The 20,779-nt window shown below is 60.0% G+C and carries 21 protein-coding genes; 19 read left to right on the top strand and 2 right to left on the bottom strand.

Features of this window, described 5'->3' with window-relative positions; translation table 11 throughout:
- The first annotated feature begins 13 nt into the window (after window positions 1-13).
- From MUN80_RS11325 to MUN80_RS11310, 4 genes are all read left to right on the top strand, one after another.
- Window positions 14-3,109 (top strand): efflux RND transporter permease subunit, encoded by a 3,096-nt coding sequence (locus MUN80_RS11325; RefSeq protein WP_244723843.1) that lies wholly within the window; start codon window positions 14-16, stop codon window positions 3,107-3,109.
- A 77-nt stretch (window positions 3,110-3,186) separates the two neighbouring features.
- Entirely contained in the window at window positions 3,187-4,143 is a 957-nt protein-coding gene (locus tag MUN80_RS11320) for a TolC family protein (RefSeq protein WP_244723833.1), read from the top strand.
- The gene (locus MUN80_RS11315) at window positions 4,086-4,628 is read left to right on the top strand and encodes a TolC family protein (RefSeq protein WP_511181482.1); all 543 of its coding nucleotides are present in this window, start codon (window positions 4,086-4,088) and stop codon (window positions 4,626-4,628) included. The genes MUN80_RS11320 and MUN80_RS11315 overlap by 58 nt, the downstream gene beginning before the upstream one ends.
- 110 nt (window positions 4,629-4,738) lie before the next feature.
- Window positions 4,739-5,155, top strand: coding sequence for a hypothetical protein (locus MUN80_RS11310; RefSeq protein ID WP_244723830.1), 417 nt, complete (start codon window positions 4,739-4,741; stop codon window positions 5,153-5,155).
- 70 nt (window positions 5,156-5,225) lie between these two features.
- Here the strand turns inward: MUN80_RS11310 and MUN80_RS11305 are convergent, their stop codons facing one another.
- Both MUN80_RS11305 and MUN80_RS11300 read right to left on the bottom strand, forming a co-directional pair.
- Window positions 5,226-6,497 (bottom strand): zinc dependent phospholipase C family protein, encoded by a 1,272-nt coding sequence (locus tag MUN80_RS11305; protein WP_244723828.1) that lies wholly within the window; start codon window positions 6,495-6,497, stop codon window positions 5,226-5,228.
- Between the two features lie 106 nt (window positions 6,498-6,603).
- Window positions 6,604-7,068: a MaoC family dehydratase gene (locus MUN80_RS11300; RefSeq protein ID WP_244723826.1), complete on the bottom strand. Its 465-nt coding sequence runs from the start codon at window positions 7,066-7,068 to the stop codon at window positions 6,604-6,606.
- 275 nt (window positions 7,069-7,343) lie between these two features.
- On the opposite strand from MUN80_RS11300, the gene MUN80_RS11295 reads away from it, so the two are divergent.
- From MUN80_RS11295 to paaI, 15 genes are all read left to right on the top strand, one after another.
- Window positions 7,344-8,039, top strand: a complete 696-nt coding sequence (locus MUN80_RS11295; RefSeq protein WP_244723825.1) for a response regulator transcription factor — start codon at window positions 7,344-7,346, stop codon at window positions 8,037-8,039.
- A complete protein-coding gene (locus MUN80_RS11290) occupies window positions 8,036-9,364 on the top strand; it encodes a sensor histidine kinase (protein WP_244723819.1) in 1,329 nt (442 codons plus the stop codon). Before MUN80_RS11295 ends, MUN80_RS11290 begins: the two co-directional genes overlap by 4 nt.
- 88 nt (window positions 9,365-9,452) lie before the next feature.
- A complete protein-coding gene (locus MUN80_RS11285; protein WP_244723817.1) occupies window positions 9,453-9,824 on the top strand; it encodes a hypothetical protein in 372 nt (123 codons plus the stop codon).
- A gap of 195 nt (window positions 9,825-10,019) precedes the next feature.
- Window positions 10,020-11,294 (top strand): cation:proton antiporter, encoded by a 1,275-nt coding sequence (locus MUN80_RS11280; RefSeq protein ID WP_244723816.1) that lies wholly within the window; start codon window positions 10,020-10,022, stop codon window positions 11,292-11,294.
- Between the two features lie 20 nt (window positions 11,295-11,314).
- Complete coding sequence (locus tag MUN80_RS11275; protein ID WP_244723815.1) at window positions 11,315-12,268, top strand: YitT family protein; 954 nt, start codon at window positions 11,315-11,317, stop codon at window positions 12,266-12,268.
- Window positions 12,269-12,318: 50 nt separating this feature from the next.
- Complete coding sequence (locus MUN80_RS11270) at window positions 12,319-12,573, top strand: hypothetical protein (RefSeq protein WP_244723814.1); 255 nt, start codon at window positions 12,319-12,321, stop codon at window positions 12,571-12,573.
- A gap of 234 nt (window positions 12,574-12,807) precedes the next feature.
- A complete protein-coding gene (locus MUN80_RS11265) occupies window positions 12,808-14,124 on the top strand; it encodes a phenylacetate--CoA ligase family protein (RefSeq protein WP_244723813.1) in 1,317 nt (438 codons plus the stop codon).
- Between the two features lie 104 nt (window positions 14,125-14,228).
- On the top strand, window positions 14,229-14,810 hold the full coding sequence (locus tag MUN80_RS11260; RefSeq protein ID WP_244723812.1) for a TetR/AcrR family transcriptional regulator: 582 nt from the start codon (window positions 14,229-14,231) through the stop codon (window positions 14,808-14,810).
- Window positions 14,811-14,954: 144 nt separating this feature from the next.
- The gene (gene paaE, locus MUN80_RS11255) at window positions 14,955-16,034 is read left to right on the top strand and encodes a 1,2-phenylacetyl-CoA epoxidase subunit PaaE (protein ID WP_244723811.1); all 1,080 of its coding nucleotides are present in this window, start codon (window positions 14,955-14,957) and stop codon (window positions 16,032-16,034) included.
- A gap of 329 nt (window positions 16,035-16,363) precedes the next feature.
- The gene (gene paaA / locus MUN80_RS11250; protein WP_244723810.1) at window positions 16,364-17,317 is read left to right on the top strand and encodes a 1,2-phenylacetyl-CoA epoxidase subunit PaaA; all 954 of its coding nucleotides are present in this window, start codon (window positions 16,364-16,366) and stop codon (window positions 17,315-17,317) included.
- A gap of 115 nt (window positions 17,318-17,432) precedes the next feature.
- On the top strand, window positions 17,433-17,720 hold the full coding sequence (paaB, locus tag MUN80_RS11245) for a 1,2-phenylacetyl-CoA epoxidase subunit PaaB (protein ID WP_244723795.1): 288 nt from the start codon (window positions 17,433-17,435) through the stop codon (window positions 17,718-17,720).
- A gap of 50 nt (window positions 17,721-17,770) precedes the next feature.
- On the top strand, window positions 17,771-18,574 hold the full coding sequence (paaC, locus tag MUN80_RS11240; protein ID WP_244723790.1) for a 1,2-phenylacetyl-CoA epoxidase subunit PaaC: 804 nt from the start codon (window positions 17,771-17,773) through the stop codon (window positions 18,572-18,574).
- Window positions 18,568-19,074: a 1,2-phenylacetyl-CoA epoxidase subunit PaaD gene (gene paaD, locus MUN80_RS11235; RefSeq protein WP_244723787.1), complete on the top strand. Its 507-nt coding sequence runs from the start codon at window positions 18,568-18,570 to the stop codon at window positions 19,072-19,074. Before paaC ends, paaD begins: the two co-directional genes overlap by 7 nt.
- A 104-nt stretch (window positions 19,075-19,178) precedes the next feature.
- Entirely contained in the window at window positions 19,179-20,357 is a 1,179-nt protein-coding gene (locus tag MUN80_RS11230) for a 3-hydroxyacyl-CoA dehydrogenase NAD-binding domain-containing protein (RefSeq protein WP_244723785.1), read from the top strand.
- Window positions 20,335-20,778: a hydroxyphenylacetyl-CoA thioesterase PaaI gene (gene paaI / locus MUN80_RS11225; protein WP_244723782.1), complete on the top strand. Its 444-nt coding sequence runs from the start codon at window positions 20,335-20,337 to the stop codon at window positions 20,776-20,778. The genes MUN80_RS11230 and paaI overlap by 23 nt, the downstream gene beginning before the upstream one ends.
- Window position 20,779 lies beyond the last annotated feature (1 nt).

Below are 20,779 nucleotides of genomic sequence, written 5' to 3'. Positions count from 1 at the left end.
GCAGCAATAACCTATGAGCTTATCATCCACCAGCATTAACCGCCCGGTCCTCGCCATCGTGATGAGTCTCGTCATCGTGATATTCGGCGTCATCGGGTTTCGCTACCTCAGCATCCGGGAATACCCGAGTGTGGACCCACCTATTATTACGGTTTCGGCCAGCTACACCGGGGCCTCGGCCGACGTAATGCAGGGTCAGGTAACCGAGCCGCTCGAAGAAGCCCTCAACGGCATTGCGGGCATCAAAAACCTGACCTCGAACTCCCGGGACGGCCGCACCCAGATTACGGTCGAGTTTGACCTCGATGCCGACCTGGAAACGGCCGCCAACGACGTGCGCGACAAAGTTTCGGGGGCGCAGGGCCGCCTCCCGCGCGACATTGACCCGCCCATCGTGAGCAAGGCCAATGCCGACTCCCAGCCCATTGTCATGACCTACCTCAGCTCCAACCAGCGCACGTTGCTGGAGCTGACCGACTACGCCAACAACACGCTCAAAGAGCGTCTGCAGACCATTCCGGGCGTGTCGGAAGTACGGGTGTACGGCGAGCGAAAATACTCCATGCGCCTGTGGATGGACCCCGTGAAGCTCTCGGCCCTGAGCGTAAGCCCCGTGGACGTGCAGGCCGCCCTTACCCGGGAAAATGTGGAGCTGCCCAGTGGCGCCGTGCAGGGCCAAAATACCCAGCTCACGCTGCGCACCATGGGCCGCCTGACCTCGGTAGAGGACTTCAACAACCTGATTATCCGCAAGGATGAGTCGTCGTTGGTGCGCTTCTCCGACGTGGGCTACGCCGAGCTCTACCCCGAAAACGACCAGACCATCTTCAAAGTAAATGGCGTGCCAATGGTGGGGTTGGCCGTCATTCCCCAGCCCGGCTCCAACCAGATTGACATTGCCGACGAATTCAACAAGCGGATTGAGCTCTACGGCAAGGACTTACCCAAGGACCTAATACTCAAGCCGGGTTTCGACAACTCGGTCTTCATCCGCAAGTCCATCAACGAGGTGGAGCACACCATCATTGAGGCCTTCGTGCTGGTGGTTATCATCATCTTCCTGTTTTTGCGCGACTGGCGCTCCACGCTGATTCCAGTAGTAGCCATTCCGGTGTCGTTGGTGGGTATTTTCTTCGTGATGTACCTGCTCAACTTCTCTATCAACGTGCTGACGCTGCTGGCCATCGTGCTGGCCATTGGCCTGGTGGTCGACGACGCCATTGTGGTACTGGAAAACATTTACTCCCGCATTGAGGAAGGCGAAGACCCCAAAACGGCTGCCATCCACGGCTCCGAGGAAATTCTGATGGCCGTTATCAGTACCACCATTGTACTGGCAGCCGTGTTCCTGCCGGTGGTGTTCCTGACGGGCATTACCGGCCGTCTGTTCCGCGAATTCGGTATTGTGGTGGCCGGCTCGGTGCTGATTTCGGCCTTCGTTTCGTTGACCCTGACGCCGATGATGTGCTCCTTGCTGCTCAAGCGCCAGGAAACCCACAACTGGTTTTACCGCAAGACTGAGCCCTTCTTCCAAAGCATGATTGGCGGCTACCAAGACAGCCTGCAAACCTTCCTGCGCAACCGCTGGCTGGCCTGGCTGGTGGTGGCCGGCACGGGCGTGGGCATCTGGTTTTTCATGGGCGCCATTCCCTCGGAGCTGGCCCCGGTAGAAGACCGTAGCCGCGTCAATATCAACGCCACGGGTCCGGAAGGAGCTTCCTTCGAGTACATGGACGCCTACATGGCCCAGGTTACCAAAATGGCCATGGACTCGGCGGGCGACAAAAGCCTGAGCAGCGTGTTTGCCGTGACTTCGCCTGGTTTCGGCGGCGGCTCCAACTCCGGCACAGCCCGGGTGCTGCTGCTTGATGCCGACCAGCGCCCCCGCACCCAGGACCAGATTGCCGCCGGCCTCAGCGCGGGCGTGAAGCGCCTGACAGCGGCCCGCACGTCCGTTTCGCAGGACCAGAGCATCGGCGGCGGTGGTGGGGGGGGCGGCTTGCCGGTGCAGTTCGTTATCCAGACCCAGGACTTCGACAAGCTGCGGGCCGCCGTACCGAAGTTTCTGGATGCCGCCCGCCAGGACCCGACCTTCCAGTTCGTGGACGTGAACCTGAAGTTTAACAAGCCCGAGCTGCGCGTAAATATTGACCGCGAAAAGGCCCAAAGCCTGGGTGTGTCGGTGCAAAGCATCAGCCAGACGCTACAGGCCGGGCTCAGCGGGCAGCGCTTTGGCTATTTTATCCGGGAAGGCAAGCAGTACCAGATTATTGGGCAGGTGGCGCGCGAAAACCGCAACCAGCCGCTCGACGTGCGCCTGCTCTCGGTGAAAAGCGCCGACGGCTCTTTGGTGCAGCTCGACAACGTTATCAGCCTGACGGAGAGCAGCACCCCACCCCAGCTTTACCGCTTTAACCGCTACAACTCGGCCACCTTCTCAGCGTCCTTGGCCCCGGGCAAGACCCTCGGCGACGGAATTGCGGCCATGCGCAGCATTGCGGAGAAAAACCTGGACGACACCTTCTCCTCCGAGCTGTCGGGTGCTTCCCGCGACTTCGAGGAAAGCTCCTCCTCGCTGCTCTTTGCCTTCGGCTTGGCTCTTATCCTGATTTATCTGGTGCTGGCCGCCCAGTTTGAAAGCTTCCGTGACCCGATCATCATCATGGTGACGGTGCCGCTGGCCTTGTCGGGCGCCTTGCTTAGCTTGTGGTACTTCAACCAGACGCTCAACCTGTTCTCCCAGATCGGCATTATCATGCTGGTGGGCCTGGTGACCAAGAACGGTATCCTCATCGTGGAATTTGCTAACCAGCAGGTCGAGAACGGCAAGGACTACATGACCGGTTTGATTGAAGGCGCGACGGCCCGCTTCCGCCCCATCCTGATGACCTCGCTCTGCGCCATTCTGGGTATTCTGCCCATCGCCATTGCCACCGGTGCGGGCGCCCTGAGCCGGCGGGCCATGGGTATCGGCGTGGTCGGCGGCCTGTTCTTCGCCACGGCCCTGACGCTGTACGTAGTGCCGGTGATGTACTCATATTTCGCCACGGCCAAAAACCACAAGCCCAAGCCGGAAGAAGTTGAACAGAAGCAAGCCGTAACCGCTTAACCTATTCCGCAAAGCCAGCTTTGCCCGTACGCGGCAGGCGCCGGCTTTTCCCTCTATTTGTTTGTAGTTCGTTTCGAATGCAGTTTCCTTCCTCTTCCCGCTACTTTCAACACCTCGGTGCCTGGCTGCTGCTGGCGTTGCCGCTGCCCGTGCTGGCCCAGCAGCCCACCACGCCGGCCGGGCGCCCGACGTTGCAGCCGACGGCCAAGCCCCAGACGGAAAAGCCCGAAACGGTGGCCCCGGCCGCCCCACTTACGCTGGCCGAAGCTATCCGCATTGGGCTGGAAAACAACTACAACATCCGCCTGGCCCGCACCGACGAGCAGATTGCCGAAAACAATGTGACCCGCGGCAATGCCGGCCAGCTGCCCACCGTGAACGGCAACCTGACCCGCAACTTCAACCGCAACAACGTGCGGCAGGAGTCCTCGAGCCGACCGGAGCCCAGCACGGCCAGCAACGCCCTGTCGAACCAGCTCAATGCCAACGTGGCCGCCACCTGGACGGTGTTCGACGGGTTCGGAATGTTCATTGCCTACGACCGGCTCAAGGCCTTGAATCAGAGTCAGCAGCAGCTCACGCGCGCCACGCTGGAGGAAACCGTAGCCGATATTACCAGCGCCTACTTTGCCGTGGTGCGCGAATCGGGCAAAATCAAGTCGATTGAGGAGGCCCTGAAAATCGGCCAGGCCCGCATCGACCTGACCCAGGCCCGGGTGGATGTGGGGGTGAGTGCCAAGGTAGAGGTGCTCACGGCCCGCGTGGATTTCAATGCCGACCGGTCGGCCCTGATTCAGCAGCAGGAAGCCTTAGCCACGGCCAAAATCAACCTCAACAACCTGCTGGGCCGCTCCGCTCGCCTCAACTTCCAGCCCGCCGACTCCATTGTGGTGGCCCGCAACCTGGACCGTGACGCCGTGGCCCAGGCCATTCAGCAAAACAACCCCGCCTGCAAAACGCCCGCACCAATATCGAAGTGGCTACCTACGACCGGAAGCTGGTGCGCGCCTCCCGCTTCCCCCAGATCGGTCTGACCTCGGGCTACGGCCTGAACCGCAACGTAAACGGTGCCGCTTTCTTCGGCAGCCAGCTCGTAACCAACACCAGCCGCAACTACGGCCTCAACTACGGCGTGGTGGCCTCCGTGCCGATTTTCGACGGCTTCAACCGCCGCCGCCTGGAGCAAAATGCCCGCATCGGGGAAGAGCAGAGCCAATTGCAGCTCAGCCAGACGCAGCTAAGCCTGGAAGCCGAGGCCGAGCAGGCCTATGCCCAGTACCAGAACCGCCTGCAGCTGCTGGAGCTGGAAGAAGCCAACATTTTGCTGGCTCGCGAAAACGTGGCCATTGCCCTGGAACGCTACCGCCTGGGTTTGCTTACGCCCCTGGCCTTGCGCGAAGCTCAGCGCACCCAGCTCGACGCCGAAGTGCGCCTGCTCGACATCCGCTTTCAGGCCAAGCAGGCCGAAATCGTGCTCCGCCGCCTGAGTAGCGGGCTGGTGCAGCAGCAAGGCGGGTAACCGATAACCACTCCGAGAAGAAGCGCCGGAACTCAGCACATTGAGCTCCGGCGCTTTTCCTATCTTGGGCCTTTCGTACTTCGTCCCGAAGCTTCGGCTAGCCTTCCTGAATGTCCGGTTCTCCGCCCACTGCCTGCAGCATACTCTACCGCCCCGACCTGCACCTGCTGATAGTCCGCTGGCCCGGCGATGCGCCCGTACCCCAGCTGCAAGCCGATTTTGAAGCCGTGCTCCAGGAAGCCGAACAACATGGCGTAGCCCGCTGGCTGCTGGACGTGCGGCGCCGTGACCAGCTCAACCCCGAACTGGGCCAGTGGACCAATTATACTTTTTACCCACTGGCCAGCACCCGCTTGGCCCCGCTTCCGCTGCGTATTGCCGTGCTTTGCTCCCCCACCCGCCTGACCATCTACGACTCGGATGCCCAGCAGCGAGAGTACCTGACCTACGGCTTATCGGCCGAGCGGCCTTACCAGCTGCGACTGTTTGGGGATGAAGGTGCGGCTATGCAGTGGCTGTTCACTTAAGCTCTACCTGTTTTTGCCAGTGGCGCTAGCTGGTGCGTTTGACGTTCAAGACACCACCTGGCTGCCTGCACTACTTCACTTCCAGCGTCCGGAGCTGCTGCAGGGCCTCCTGGGTTTCCTTGCGCTTGGCGGCTTCCTTCTCATCTTCGTCCTTGGGTTCCTTGGGCGTAGTGCCGTAAAAAGCCAGGATATTTTGCTTCTGCGGGCCACTGATGCCGTCGAACTTCTCTTTGGCTAGTGTCCGCAACCATTCGCCGTAGGTTTCGTCGGCCAGGGCGTATTCGCCGGCTTTGGTTTGGTGGCCGGTGTCGAAGTCGGCGTTGGCCAGGCGTGGTGCCGGCGTGGTGCCCAGGGTGTCTTTGGGCTCCTGCTCGACCAGGGCGCAGTACTTAATAATTACCTGCCGGAAGCTGGCCTTGAACAACTCCTGGGCCTCGGGCGTGGGCGGCCGAAACGCAAAGGGCTTGAGCGGCCCGATCTTGGGCATTACCCGCACGAAGTACGACAGAATCCGGGCTCCGGTGCCGGGGTGCTCGTAGGCCGTGCCGAACTGCTTGCGGAATTTTCGCTCACTCTCCTGGTACACGTACTCGCGGCGGCGGGCCAGGGGGCTGAGTTTGCGGATTTCTTTTTTCTGGGACTGCCAGGCGGCCCGGCTAGCTACCGGAATCAGCTGGCGCACGGCGAAGCGGAAGGACCCGATGCTCAGGTCCACGTTGAAAATGACCTTGCCCAGCTCCAGGCCGTAGGTTTTCTTGAAGGCCACTTCCAGCACCCGCTTGCTTACCTGAAAGCCCACGTAGCGCTGGTAGTCGCTGGTGCGGTAGCGGCCATTGGCTACCTGCACCACGTCGAAGGCAAATTCCAGCTGGGTGTGCTGCTTGGGCGCTTCCACGTAGGTGATGTTCCGGCCAAACTTCTGCCCCAGCTCCGGGTACACCAGCGGCATGGCTTTGTTCGTGCCCTCGGGGTGGCCGTTGATGTCGGCCGCATAGTGGCCCAGCGCGCCCAGGGCAAAGGCATACTCGTTGCGGTCCTGGGCCTCATCGAGCAGGTTGCGCACGAAGTCGCCCGAGCGCACGTAATGGGTCAGATTGGTAAAGAGCTCTGAACCAAAGGGGTAAAACCCCATGTCCTGAATGATGGAGCCGCCGTAGGCATAGGCCTTGGCTTCAAGCAGCTGCTCCTCGGTGGCGCCGGGGTAGCGCTGCTGCAAGAGCGGCGCCAAGCATCGTTTCCAGGTCGAGTCAATATTGGCCTGGTGGGTGAGCACCGAATAGCCAGAGGCGGAAAGCGGCGCGAGCAACAGGGCCCAGACGCTGCAGAATAACCATTTGAGCATGCAATAGGAGGCTGCCGCGCGGGACTACGATGCCCAGGTGGGAAGCGTTGGATGTACGCGAAAGCTGAACCGGAGTTGTAAGCCAGGCGCGGCAGCCCTGCGTGCCCTATAGGAAGTGGTAGAGAAATGTAATAATGCCACTGAAGGCCGGCTTTTTCGCGTCTTTTACTTCCATTATTACCTCAATTCGGGCCTTGGCCGTGCCGCGCAGATTTTTCACGGTCAGCACCTTGGCCCGCAGCCGCACCTCGCTGTTGACCGTCACGGCCTGGTTGAAGCGCAGGGCCTCAATCTCGTAGTTGACCTGCATTTTCAGGTTCTCGATCTGCGCAACCTGGGTCCAGAGATAGGGCAGCAGCGCCACGGTGAGGTAGCCGTGGGCAATGGTAGCACCGAAGGGTGACTCAGCTTTTGCCTTTTCGGGGTCGGTGTGAATCCACTGAAAATCCAGGGTGGCAGCAGCGAATTGATTGATTTGCTCCTGGGTGATGGTGTGGTACTCGGATATGCCGAGGTCCTGACCCTCGTACTGTTCCAGCTCCTCAAGACTGTTAATGATTACCGTGCTCATGCGGTGGAATTAGGTGATTTAAGCGGCCAAGGTAAGACTCTTCACCGCGGGATAGTTGCCCAATCCAGCCTCTACGTGGATTTTGAGGGGCGGGCTGCCGGCAGTGGGCCTTCATATTCTCTTCACTGCGCGCTCCGGAAGTTTGGCCCGTCGATTTGGCATAAGCGGCGCTGCCTAAAATTGAGAATGGTCGCCCCGTATGCCTGCTTCTCCCGTATTTTAGCGGGCCTGCCCGCCGGCCCGCGTCTTTCCCGCCTTGTTTTCCCCTGCCCCCTATGAACGTTCTGATTGTTGAAGATGACAATGCCCTGGCTCAGGAGCTGGCCCTGTTTCTGCAGCACGAGCACTATTACTGCGACTTTGCCCGCACCGGGGCCGAGGCGTCGGAAAAGCTTTACGTGAATGAGTACGACTTCGTGTTGCTGGACCTGGGCTTGCCCGATCAGGATGGATTGCAGCTGCTGGCCGAAGCCCGCAAACAGCACAATCTGCAGGCGTCCATCATCATTCTCAGCGCCCGGGGCTCCGTTGATGACCGCATCAGCGGGCTACAGCTCGGCGCCGACGATTACCTGCCCAAGCCTTATTCCTTGCTAGAGCTGGGCTCCCGGATGCAGGCCATCACCCGCCGCAAGCACGGCGTGACGCAGGAAACCCTGTCGTTCGGCGGCTTCGTGATTAACCTCAGCGAACGGTCGTTGCGGCACGGCGGCACGGAGGTGGTGCTTACCCGCCGCGAGTTCGACCTGCTGCACTACCTGCTGCTGCACCGCGGCCGGGTGCTCACGCGCATGCAGCTCAGCGAGCATATCTGGGGCAACATGATCAGCGACCGGGACGACCACGACTCGAACTTCATCGATGTGCACATGAAGAACATTCGCAAGAAGCTTGGCGCATTTGATACCCACGACTGGATTGAGACCGTGCGCGGCATCGGTTACCGCTTCAAACCAACCCAGGACGTGTGAAACTCCAGCAAAAGCTCGTTCTGCTAACGACCCTGTCCAAGGCCCTGATGGCGGTAATACTGCTGCTGGCCCTGCCCTGGATTGTGGAAACCCTGGCCTTGCGCCACACCGATGCCTCGCTGCGCAGTGAGCAGCAGCGGGTGATGCGCCGCATCGGCCAGATCGGCATTACGAGCTTCCTGACCGAGCCGTATCCCAACCAGAAAGTTCACTACGACCTGCTGCAGGACGAGTTCATCGAGTTGCGCCACGCCGTCGGCACCCAGTCCGATACGGTGGCTACGCTGCCGCGGCAGCAGCACGGCGAGCTGGTCGACTTTCGGGTGCTGCGGCACACGTTTGCCCTGGAGGGGCAGCGCTACACGGTTGAAATCGGGAAGAGCATAGCCTCGGTTGAGGACGTGTACGCCCTGCTTCGGTCCCTGGCGGCCTATGCCCTGGCCTTTGCCGTGCTGACTACTTTGCTGATCGAGCTAGGCGTTATCAACTACCTGCTGCGGCCTGTGGACCAGATTGTGGAGCGGCTGCGGGCCGTACAGGGGCCCATGCCGGCGCCCCTACCGCCTCTGCCCACCACCACTTCCGATTTCAAATACCTAGATGCCACCATCCGGCGGATGCTGCAGAAAATCCGGCTGGTGTTTGAGCAGGAGCGCGAATTTATTGCCAATGCGTCGCACGAGCTGCTCACGCCGGTCAGCATTCTGCAAAACCGCTTCGAGAACATGCTGCAGGCCGAAAACCTGCCCGAGGAAGCCGAGCAGCAGATTGTAACTTCCCAGCGCACCCTGCACCGGCTCACGGCTACCCTGCGCACGTTGCTCATGATTTCGCGCATCGAAAACGAGCAGTACGCCCGCAACGACCAAGTAGTGGTGCGCCAGGTGCTGCACGACGTGGTGGCCGAGCTGGAAGACCGGATTGCCGACGAAAACCTGACCGTGGACTGGGCCCTGGAAGGCGAGCCGACCATTGGGGCGGCCAACGGCAGTCTGCTGTTTACCTTTTTCTACAACCTGCTCAGCAACGCCGTCAAGTACAACCACACCGGCGGGCAAATCCGGATTTCGGGCCAGCAACTGGCTGGACAGCCGTATACGGTGCAGCTCTTCAATACCGGCAAGCCTATTCCGGCCGAGCACCTGCCCCACTTGTTTGAGCGGTTTCGGCGGGCGGGCAACGCGCACTCCGCCGAAGGCTACGGCCTGGGTCTGGCCCTGGTGCGCACTATTGCCCAATTTCACGCCCTGCGCCTGCAAGTGGCTTCCTCCGAGCAGGGCACTACCTTTACCATCTGGCTGCCGGCCACGCCACTTTCCGCTTAGCAGCGCCCCGCAGGAAAAGCAGTAAGCCAACTCAAAAGCCGGGACTTCGTTCTAGTGGAAGTACCTTTCGCCCGCTAACCCGACTTATTTGTCCAACCCGACTTCCATAGCGCTCTGCCTGCGGGCTTACCTGCTGCTCGGGCTGCTATGGCTGGCCGCAGGGCCGGTTGGGGCCACGCCGCGCCAGCTAGTTACGGTTCGGCCCGGCCACCTGGGCGCAGTGCATCAAACCCAGCCGGAACGGACCGACGTGCTTCAGTTGGAAGCGTGTCCGCCACCGCACCTGGGGCTGTTCCGCCCGGATGCTCCTGCTTTGGCTCTGCTGCTCCCTGCCGATTTTCCAGGATTTTTCCGGGTTCGGCTCCCCGTGCCGGGTCCTATTACGCAGGTGCCAGCTTCGGCCGCCAGCCCGCTGCTGCGGCCCCGGTTGCGCGCGTCGGTCTCACCCAACGCCCCTTAGGGTCAAGACCTTGCCTAGTGACCGTAGAGGCGTGCTATTACGTACGCTCTAGCGGCCGGCTCCCTTTCCTGCTGATTTTGCTTCGGCTGCGGCTCTAACCTAGCACTGGCGGCCGGGGTATCCATGTATAGCTGGGCTCCAGTGGCTTCCCCAAACGGGCGGCTTGCGGAGCCCGGCCTTCTCCCTTTGCATCCTATGCCTCTCTACACTACCACGCTGGTTATTCTGGGAGTGGCCATTCTAGGGGTAGCCTGGCTACCGTCGTTGCTGGAAAAATACCCGCTGTCTTACCCGGTGCTGTACCTGGGTCTGGGAATGGCCATCTATGCGCTGCCCCTGGAACTGCCCACCGACCCATTTGCGCATCAGGAGTTGATAACCCACATTTCCGAGCTCTGCGTCATTGTCGCCCTCACCGGCACCGGCCTCAAGATTGACCGGTCCTTCTCCCTGCGTACCTGGCGCACGCCGCTACTCTTGGTGCTGGTCCTGATGGTACTAACCATTGCTAGCCTGACGCTGGCGGGCTGGGCCCTAGTAGGCTTACCGCTGGCCTCGGCCCTGCTGCTGGCTTCGGCCCTGGCCCCCACCGACCCGGTACTGGCCGGCGACGTTCAGGTCGGGGACCCCGGCGAAGGCCGCGAGGATAACGTGCGCTTTGCCCTGACCGGCGAGGCGGGCCTCAACGACGGGCTGGCGTTTCCCTTCGTGTACCTGGCCCTGGCTCTGCTGCCCGCCGCCGCTGGTTCTTTGCCCGAAAAGCTAGGGCACTGGCTGTGGCTGGACGTGGTATACCGTACGGTGGCAGCCCTGGTGTTTGGTGTGGTGTCGGGCAAGCTGCTGGCCTACCTGATTTTCAGCCTGCCCAAGCGCATCAGCATCAAGACCGGGGCCTACGGCTTCGTGGCCCTGGCCGTCACGCTCATCACCTACGGCCTCACCGAACTGGTACACGGCTACGGCTTTCTGGCCGTGTTTATTGCCGCCGTGACGCTGCGCAGCCGGGAGCGGCGCCACGAATACCACAAGCAGATGCACGCCTTCACCGACCAGCTGGAGCGCCTGTTCATCGTCGTCATTCTGATTTTGTTTGGCGGCGCCATCATGCGCGGTCTGCTGAGTGAGCTCACCTGGACCGGGGCGGCCCTGGGGCTACTGCTGCTGCTCGTCATCCGGCCCCTGGGCGGATTGCTCACCCTGGCCCGCTCTTCCCGCGTTACGCTGGCCGAGCGTATTATCATTTCCTTTTTCGGAATCCGGGGTATTGGCTCCATTTTTTACCTGGCTTTTGCCCTCACCAAGGCCGAGTTTCCCGCGGCACGGCAGCTCTGGTCCATTCTGGGCTTCACGATGCTGGTGTCTATCTGCCTGCACGGAATCCTGGCTACGCCGGTCATGGACTGGCTGGATCGGCGCCACGGCCGTACAATAACGGCCGAGCTTAGTAACGAAACCACCGAAGCTGATTAAGGCTTACTTTCTCGTCGCGCATGCTCATTCCTCAACTCATCGTTTTGCGCCAGTTGCGCCAACGCTTATCTCCTTCTATGTCCTCACCTACTTCTTTGCCCGCCGACGAACCGGGTCACTTATTTCAAAAAATCAAAAGCGTCGGCCTCATCGTGCTGGGCATTCTGTGCGCGGGCATGGGCCTGAAAGGCTTTTTGCTGTCGAGCCACTTCATCGACGGCGGCGTGACGGGTATTTCCATGCTGCTATCGGCCGCACTGGGCATTCCGCTATCCTGGCTGCTGCTCATCATCAATCTGCCCTTCGTCATTTTGGGCTACCGCCAGATCGGGCTGGGCTTTGCCCTGAAAAGCGCCGCCGCCATTGCCGGGCTGTCGTTGGCCCTGGCCGTGGTTCCTTACCCCGATGTGACCAAAGATTTGCTGCTGACCTCCGTGTTCGGCGGCGTCTTCATCGGGGCCGGTATCGGGCTGGCGATGCGGGGCGGAGCTGTGCTGGATGGTACCGAAGTAGCCGCGCTGCTCATCAACAAGCACACGCCCCTGCTCAAGGTAAGTGACGTTATTCTGGTCCTCAACGTATTTATCTTCGGCGTGGCGGCCTTTGTGCTGGGTATTCAAACAGCCATGTACTCGATTCTGACCTACGTGGCAGCTTCCAAAACGCTGGACTTTCTGCTCAATGGCATCGAGCAGTATACTGGCGTTACCATCATTTCAGCCCGTAGCGAGGCCATTCGCGAAGCTATTACTACCAACCTGGGCCGGGGCGTAACCATTTACCAGGGCAAGCGCGGCTACGGCAAGCGCGGCGACCGGGACCTGGACATGGACATCGTGTTTACGGTCGTAACCCGCCTGGAGCTGCCCCAGCTGCGCACCGAAGTTCGCCGCCTCGATCCGCAGGCCTTTGTCATTCAGCACAGTATCGATGATGCGGAAGGCGGCATGGTCAAGAAGCGGCCGTTTCACTAACCGGTTTGGGCTTCATGCAACGTTCATCTGCAACAGCGGATTTTTAGAGTATGCTAGCCTATTCCACCTTCCGGACGCTGTCCGGGCCCGAGCAGCAGGCCTATGCCAAAGTCTGGGGCGTCTTCATGGTCACGCGCTCCTGCGGCTCCTTCGTGGTCGACCTTTACTGCCTGGATGGCTACTACTGTGAGCTGTGGCGGCAACTGCCCACGGCCGGCGTGGCCTATGTGCGGCCGTTTGTTGAGCAAGCTGGCCTCTATCCCTACCTGAACCTGATCAGCTTGCCCCACAATCTGCTGGCTTAGCCCCACGTATTCGAGGCAACAGTTTACGCGCTGGTACTGCATCCTACTTTGGAGGCAGTACCAGCGTTTTGATGTTCACTGGTGCCCAACGCCCTTCTTTTGCGGTAGGCCGGTTGCCAACCCTGCACCAAAAACTAACAAACGTTTGTTTTTGTAAGCAAACCCGTCTACTTTTAGTAGCCTTTTCGTTTCTCTCACCCTGTTGCCATGCTTTTCCAACCGGAACTAGAACGGATGCCACTCGCTCAGCTGCGGGAGCTGCAGAATGCTCGTCTGAAGCAGCAGGTTGACTATGTATACCACCGGGTGCCCTTTTACAAAGCAAAGTTTGATGCTCTGGGCATTCATCCTTCTTCTTTTAAGGGTCTGGCAGACATTACCAAGCTGGGCTTTACCCACAAAACCGACTTTCGCGACACTTACCCTTTCGGTCTGTTTGCCGTGCCCCAGTCCGAGGTAGCCCGCCTGCACTGCTCCAGCGGCACCACCGGCAAGGCGACCGTGGTAGGGTACACGGCCGAGGACCTCAATACTTTCGCGGAGGTAGTAGCCCGGTCCTTGGCCGCGGCGGGCTGCCGCCCGGGCATGAAGCTGCAGAACGCCTACGGCTACGGCCTGTTTACGGGCGGCCTGGGTATTCACTACGGGGCTGAAAAGCTGGGCCTCACCGTGATTCCCGTGTCGGGCGGGGGCACCGACCGGCAACTACAGCTGCTCCAGGATTTTCAACCCGAAATCATCTGTGCCACGCCCTCTTACGCCCAGGTGCTGGCCGAGGAAATCCGGCGGCGGGGCATTCCCGCCGATGCCCTTAACCTGCGGCACGCCGTGCTGGGCGCCGAGCCCTGGACGGAAACCATCCGCCAGCAGGTGGAAAGCGGGCTGCGGGTGCAGGCCACCAACATCTACGGGCTGAGCGAAATTATGGGTCCGGGCGTGTCGCAGGAAGACGTAGCGGAACGGGGCACGGGCAGCTACATCTGGGAAGACCATTTCTACCCCGAGGTTGTCGACAAGGATACCGGGGAGCCAGTGGCCGAGGGCGAATTGGGCGTGCTGGTGTTTACGACGCTCACCAAAAAGGCCATGCCCATCCTGCGCTACTGGACCAACGACATCACCAACCTTTACTACGGGGAGTCCCGGAGCCGGACCCACGTGAAGATGGGCCCGATTCGGGGCCGGTCCGATGACATGCTCATCATCCGCGGCGTCAACTTCTTTCCTACCCAGGTCGAGGCCATTCTGCAGGAGCTGCAGCATCTGAGTCCGTATTACCAGGTAGTAGCCTCCCGCCGCGGCAGCCTCGATGAGGTGGCTGTTAGTGTGGAAATCAGTGAGGAGCTGATGCGCCGCCTGGAGCTGACGACGGTAACGGAAGCCGCCCTCGGGCAGCACGAGTGCCTACGGACGCTGCAGGGCACGTTTGCCAAGAAAATCAAGGACAACATTGGCCTGAGCATGCAAGTACAGCTGGTGGGCTTCGGCGAATTGCCGCGCAGTGAGGGTGGTAAGCTGAGCAAGGTCCAGGACCTGCGCAACGTGCCGTAGCCTTAGCCGCGGCAAAATGCGGCGCTTCTTCTAGCTTTACCTCTCTTACATCCCCATCCAAACCCACCCGCCCTTTCTTGCACGCTTTATTTTCGGTAAGCTGAATGGCTAAAAAAGTTAAAACCAACAAACGGCAGGTTATTTTGGAAGAAGCCGCCAAGCTCTTCAAAGCCAAGGGCTTTAGCGGCACGTCCATGCGCGACCTGGGTTCCCAGGTAGGCATGGAAGCGGCCAGCATGTACAACCACATCAGCTCCAAGGACGACATTCTGGAAAGCATCTGCTTTCACGTCTCCAACACGTATATCTCCCAGCTTCACGAAATCGAGCAGCTGCCGGTGTCCTACGTGGGCAAGCTTCAGGCCCTGATCCGGCTCCACATCCGCCTCATGATTGAGGACGGCGCGGCTGTATCGGTAGCCAATAACGACTGGAAATACCTCAGCGACGATAAGCTGCAGCAGTTCAAGGACGCCCGCAAAAGCTACGAAAAGGGCTTCGCCGCGCTAATTGAGCAGGGTATTGAAGCCGGGGAGTTTCAGCCCATGAACGTGTCGGTGGCCTTGTTCACGATTCTGTCGGCTGTGCGCTGGGTAGAGCTCTGGTACCGCCCCGGCCGCGGCATTACGGCCGAAGAGCTCGAAGAAAACATCATGACCATCCTGCTCAACGGCCTGGCCAAGTAAAGGAGTTGTTGGTTGTCAGTTGGTAGAAGTTCGACGATAGTTGCAATTGGTCGTAGTGCGACCTTGACTGACAACTACCAACGAACAACTGACAACTACCAGAACCAACAACTGACAACGAGCAACTAACAACTAAAAACTCGAATGAGTCGATTTCACAAAGTCCGCATCAAGCGCATCGAAAAGGAAACGCCCGACAGCGTGGTGGTATCGTTGGACGTGCCCGAGGACCTGCGCGACACCTTCCGCTTTACCCAGGGCCAGTACCTGACTTTCCGGCGGGAGCACAACGGTGAAGAGCTGCGCCGCTCCTACTCGATTTGCAGCAGCCCCCTGGAAAATGAGTGGCAGGTGGCCATTAAGAAGGTGCCCGAGGGTCGGTTTTCCTCCTCGGCCGTGGACACGTTCAAGGTCGGCGAAGAGCTGGACGTAATGCCACCGGCGGGCCACTTCTACACCGAGCTCCACCCCGAGCAGGCCAAGCACTACGTCATGTTTGCGGCCGGCAGCGGCATTACCCCCGTCTTCAGCATCATCAAAACTGTGCTCCTGACCGAGCCCCAAAGCCGGGTCACGCTCATTTACGGCAACCGGGGCCGCAACTCCATCATCTTCAAGGAGGGCATCGAGGCGCTCAAAAACAAGTTTCTCAAGCGCCTGAGCGTGTACCACATCCTGAGCCGGGAGCAGGGCGACACCGACCTGCTCTTCGGCCGCATCGACCAGCCGAAAACCGAGCTGTTCCTGCAGAAAATTCTAACCCCGAGCCAGATTGACGAGTGCTTTATCTGTGGCCCTGAAGAAATGATTCTGGGCGTAAAAGCTGCCCTGACCAGTGCCGGCGTGGCCCCCGAGAAGATTCACTTCGAAATGTTCGGCACCACGGGCGGCGGCAAAACCCAGGCCGGCCCGGCCAAAGTGCGCCCCGCCGGCGAAGACGACAAGCACAGCCAGGTCACCGTGCAACTCGACGGCAACACCCGCATCCTGGAAATGTCGTACTACGGCAACACCATCCTGGATGCCCTGCTCGAAACCGGCGTAGACGCGCCCTACTCCTGCAAAAACGGCATGTGCAGCACCTGCCGCTGCCGGGTGGTGGAAGGCCAGGTGGAAATGGACGTCAACTACTCTCTCTCCGACACTGAAGTGGCCAAAGGCTACGTCCTCTCCTGCCAGGCTCGTCCGACGTCGGAAAAAGTGTTGGTGGATTTCGACCAGTAGCGGCTGTCGATATGACTACAAGTAAATTATGGACTGTTAAAAGTCTTGAAAATGGTATCCGCAGGGAGGATTATATCTTCTTTCAGAGCCGCTTAATTATGAAACGTTGGTATGTTAACGGTCAACGGATTCAAAGCCGCTTGTTTCATGAAAACGAAGGGCTAAGCCAGTTTACTCAGGATGTAAGAACCAGTTCAATAAACTCTTACACCCTCTTTAAGTCCTGATCATATCATAATTCGCTTGGACACAAGCAAAGCTTTGTATAGCAACCCGATATTTTTCTTACTTTTAACTAACGAATGTTAGTTAAACTTTGTTGAAAGCGCATGGAAACGGTAGAAATCAACCTCGAAGAGCAGTTTCAGGCCCGCATTGACGCGGACGTTCGTATTGAGCCTAAGGACTGGATGCCCGATGCGTACCGCAAGACGCTGATTCGGCAAATTTCCCAGCACGCCCACTCCGAGCTGGTCGGTATGCTGCCCGAAGGCAACTGGATTACCCGCGCCCCTTCGCTGAAGCGCAAATCCATTCTGCTGAGCAAAGTGCAGGACGAAGCCGGCCACGGCCTCTACCTCTACAGCGCGGCCGAAACCCTAGGTGCCTCCCGCGACCAGATGCTGGCCGACCTGCACTCGGGCAAAGCCAAGTATTCCAGCATTTTCAACTACCCCACCCTCTCCTGGGCCGATATGGGCACCGTGGGCTGGCTCGTAGATGGCGCCGCCATTCTAAACCAGGTGCCGCTCTGCCGCACGTCGTACGGTCCCTACGCCCGGGCCATGGTGCGGGTGTGCAAGGAGGAAAGCTTCCACCAGCGTCAGGGATTTGAAATCATGCAGACCCTGTGCGAAGGCGCGCCCGAGCAGAAAGCCATGGCTCAGGAAGCCCTAAACCGCTGGTGGTGGCCCACGCTGATGATGTTCGGCCCCAAAGACGCCGATTCGCCCAACACCGAGCAGAGCATGAAGTGGCGCATCAAGCGCTTCACCAACGACGAGCTGCGCCAGAAATTCGTGGACATGATGGTGCCCCAGGCCGAATTCCTGGGCCTGACCGTGCCCGACCCCGCGCTGAAGTGGAACGAGACCAAAAAGGGCTACGACTTCGGCGACGTAAACTGGGAGGAATTCTGGAACGTGGTAAAAGGCAACGGCATGTGCAACAAGGACCGCCTCGGGGCCCGGGTAAAAGCCCACGAGGAAGGTGCCTGGGTGCGCGAAGCCGCCTTGGCCCACGCCAAGAAACGAGCCGAGCGCGCCGAAATCCAAGCCGCATAAGCTGAACGATGTAGAGACGCATACTTGCGTCTCAGTGTTGAACGTCTTGATTTCAACGACGCCTAGTAAACAACGATTGAGACGCAAGTATGCGTCTCTACATTCCAGACCGAAGATGACACAATCCGAATGGCCGCTGTGGGAAGTTTTCATCCGCAGCAAGCAGGGCCTCGACCATAAGCACGTGGGCAGCCTGCACGCCGCCGACGCCACCATGGCCATCCAGAACGCCCGCGACGTGTACACCCGCCGCCTCGAAGGCATCAGCATCTGGGTCGTGGAAAGCCAGCACGTACACGCCTCCAACCCCGACGACGCCGAGGCCTTCTACGACCCGGCCAACGACAAAGTGTACCGGCACCCGACCTTCTACCAGGTTCCGGATTCCATCAAGCACATGTAAGCTGTCGGCTCCCTCAGCACCGACCTTTCCCGTCTTAACCCTCCGCCGCTATGCAAGTTGTCCCTTCCGAAACCTCGTCCCTGAACGCCTACGCGCCCGAGCTGCGCCAGCAGCTGTTTCAGTACGTGCTGCAGCTGGCCGATACCAGCCTGATTCTGGGCCACCGCCTCTCGGAATGGTGCGGGCACGGCCCGGTGCTGGAGCAGGATCTGGCTATGGCCAACATTGCCCTCGATTTGCTGGGGGAAACCCGCAGCCTCTACCAGTACGCCGCCGAGCTGGAAGGCCAGGGCCGCACCGAAGACGACCTCGCTTTTTTGCGCTTGGCCGTGGAGTACAAGAATCCGCTGCTGGTGGAACAGCCCAACGGCGACTTCGCCGACACCGTGACCCGGCAATTCCTGTTCGACAATTTCCACTACCACTTCCTGCGGGAGCTCAAAAACAGCCCCGATGAGCGCCTGGCCGCCGTTGCCGAAAAGGCCGTGAAGGAAGCCGCGTATCATTTGAAGTGGAGCTCGGAGTGGATGATTCGCCTGGGCGACGGTACGGAGGAAAGCCGCAAACGCCTCGACAAAGCCCTGGACAACCTCTGGCGCTACTCGGGTGAGCTGACCAAGGCTACGGCCACCGAACAGGCCTTGCAAGCTTCCGGTGTTATCCCCGACTACGCCGCTCTGCTGCCCGCTATGGAAGCCCACCTCAGCCATGTGTTCCAGGAAGCCACCGTGCCAGTGCCCCAGGGCGTGTTCATGATGACCGGCGGCAAAGAAGGCCGCCACACCGAGCACCTGGGTTATATTCTGGCCGAGCTGCAGTACATGCAACGCACTTATCCGGGCTTGCAATGGTAAGCACGGTGCCGACCGAGGAACGCATCTGGCAGCTACTGGAAGAAGTATCGGACCCCGAGGTGCCCGTGCTCAGCATTCTGGACCTGGGCATCGTGCGGGGCGTGACAATTCAAGGCGAGCAGGTTACGGTGAGCATCACGCCGACGTATTCCGGCTGCCCGGCCATGAACACCATTGCCACCGAAATCCGGCTGCGCCTGCTGGCCGAGGGCATCACCCAGGTAACCATTCACAACCAGCTCAGCCCGGCCTGGACCACCGACTGGATGAGCCAGGCCGGGCGTGAAAAGCTCGAAGCCTACGGCATTGCCCCGCCCGTGGATGGTACGGCCACCGGACACATGCTCAATCTTTTTGGTAAGGACACGGCCGTGCGCTGCCCGCTCTGCAAGTCCGAGCACACCCACCTCATCAGTCAGTTCGGCTCCACGGCTTGCAAAGCCCACTACCAGTGCGACGATTGCCACGAGCCCTTCGACTACTTCAAATGCCACGCATAGCGGTGAAATAGTGAGTTGTCGTACAATTTGCGCCTTATGCGCAATTGGCACCACCAGAACATCAAACTCACTAGTTCACCATTTCACCACCTCACTATTTCCCCATGATCATCGGAATTATCGGCAGCGGCGCCATGGGCGCGGGAATTGCGCAGGTGGTAGCCACCGCCGGCCACACGGTGCGGCTGCTTGACCAGAACCGCCAGGCCCTCGACCGCGCCGGTAAGTCGATTCAAGGCAGCCTGGATAAGCTGACTGAGAAAGGCAAGCTGACCGCCGAAAAGTCCGCCGACATCTTCGGCCGCCTCCACCTGACCCAGGACATTGGCGCCTTCAACGACTGCGAACTGGTGCTCGAAGCCATTGTGGAAGATTTGGCCGTAAAGCAGCAGCTGTTCCGGGAGGTGGAAATGCTGGTGCCCGACACCTGCATTCTGGCCTCCAACACGTCTTCGCTGTCTATTGCTTCCATTGCCGCTGCCTGCCAGAAGCCTGAGCGGTTTATCGGCATTCACTTCTTCAACCCCGCGCCCGTTATGCAGCTGGTGGAAGTTATTCCGGCGGTGCAGACGCGCGTCGGATTGGCGGAGGAGGTGCGGGATTTGGTCCAAAGCTGGGGCAAGCAGCCGGTCCTGACCAAGGATACCCCGGGCTTTATCGTCAACCGCGTGGCCCGGCCTTTCTACGGCGAGGCCATCCGCATCCTGGAAGAAGGTATTGCCGACATGGCCACCATTGACTGGGCCCTGACCGAGCTGGGCGGCTTCCGCATGGGCCCGTTCACCCTCATGGATTTCATCGGCCACGACGTGAATTACCGGGTCACCGAGTCGGTTTTCACCGCCTTTTTCTTCGACCCGCGCTTTAAGCCGTCTTTCACCCAGAAGCGTCTGTTCGAGGCCGGCTACTACGGCCGCAAGTCGGGCCGCGGCTTCTATAACTACGCCGAAGGCGCCGTGCCGCCCGAACCTACCCGCGACGAAACCCTGGGCCGCAGTATCGTGAACCGGGTGCTGGCCATGCTCATCAACGAAGCCGTGGATGCGCTGCACCTAAACGTAGCCTCCAAAGAAGACCTGGAGCTGGCCATGACCAAGGGTGTGAACTACCCCAAGGGCCTGCTCGCCTGGGCCGATGAGCTGGGCGTAGAAAACGTGCTCAAAACGCTTGACGAGCTCTACGACGAATACCACGAGGACCGGTACCGCGCCAGCACCCTGCTGCGCCGCATGGTCCGCCAGAACCAGACGTTTTTCCAGCATGAGTCAGCCCTCAGCCGCTAGCAATGCGCTGGCCGAAGCCGTGAAGGAGCGCATGCTCCGGCACGACGCTTTCAGCAAGCTGCTCGGTCTGGAAGTCGACGAAGTAGGCCCCGGCTACTGCCGCCTGCACTTCACCGTGCGGCCCGACATGCTCAATGGCTTCCAGGCCCTGCACGGCGGCGTCACGTTTTCGGCGGCCGACTCAGCCTTTGCCTTCGCCTGCAACAGCCACGGCCGCCAAAGCGTGGGCCTCACCGTCACCATCGACTACCTCGAAGCCGGCAAGCTCGGCGACGTGATTACCGTGGAGGCCCGGGAAGAAGGCCTCAAGCACAAAGTCGGCGTCTATAATATTCGCCTGACCAACCAGCACGGTACGCTGCTGGCCTTGTTCAAAGGCACGGCTTACCGCACCAGCAACCAGATTTTAGACAGCGAATAAC

Origin of the sequence: Hymenobacter cellulosivorans (assembly GCF_022919135.1) — a bacterium.
In the GTDB taxonomy this organism is placed as follows: domain Bacteria; phylum Bacteroidota; class Bacteroidia; order Cytophagales; family Hymenobacteraceae; genus Hymenobacter; species Hymenobacter cellulosivorans.
The sequence above is the reverse complement of the archived record's forward strand: the minus strand, read 5'-3'. Positions and strand labels throughout refer to the sequence as shown.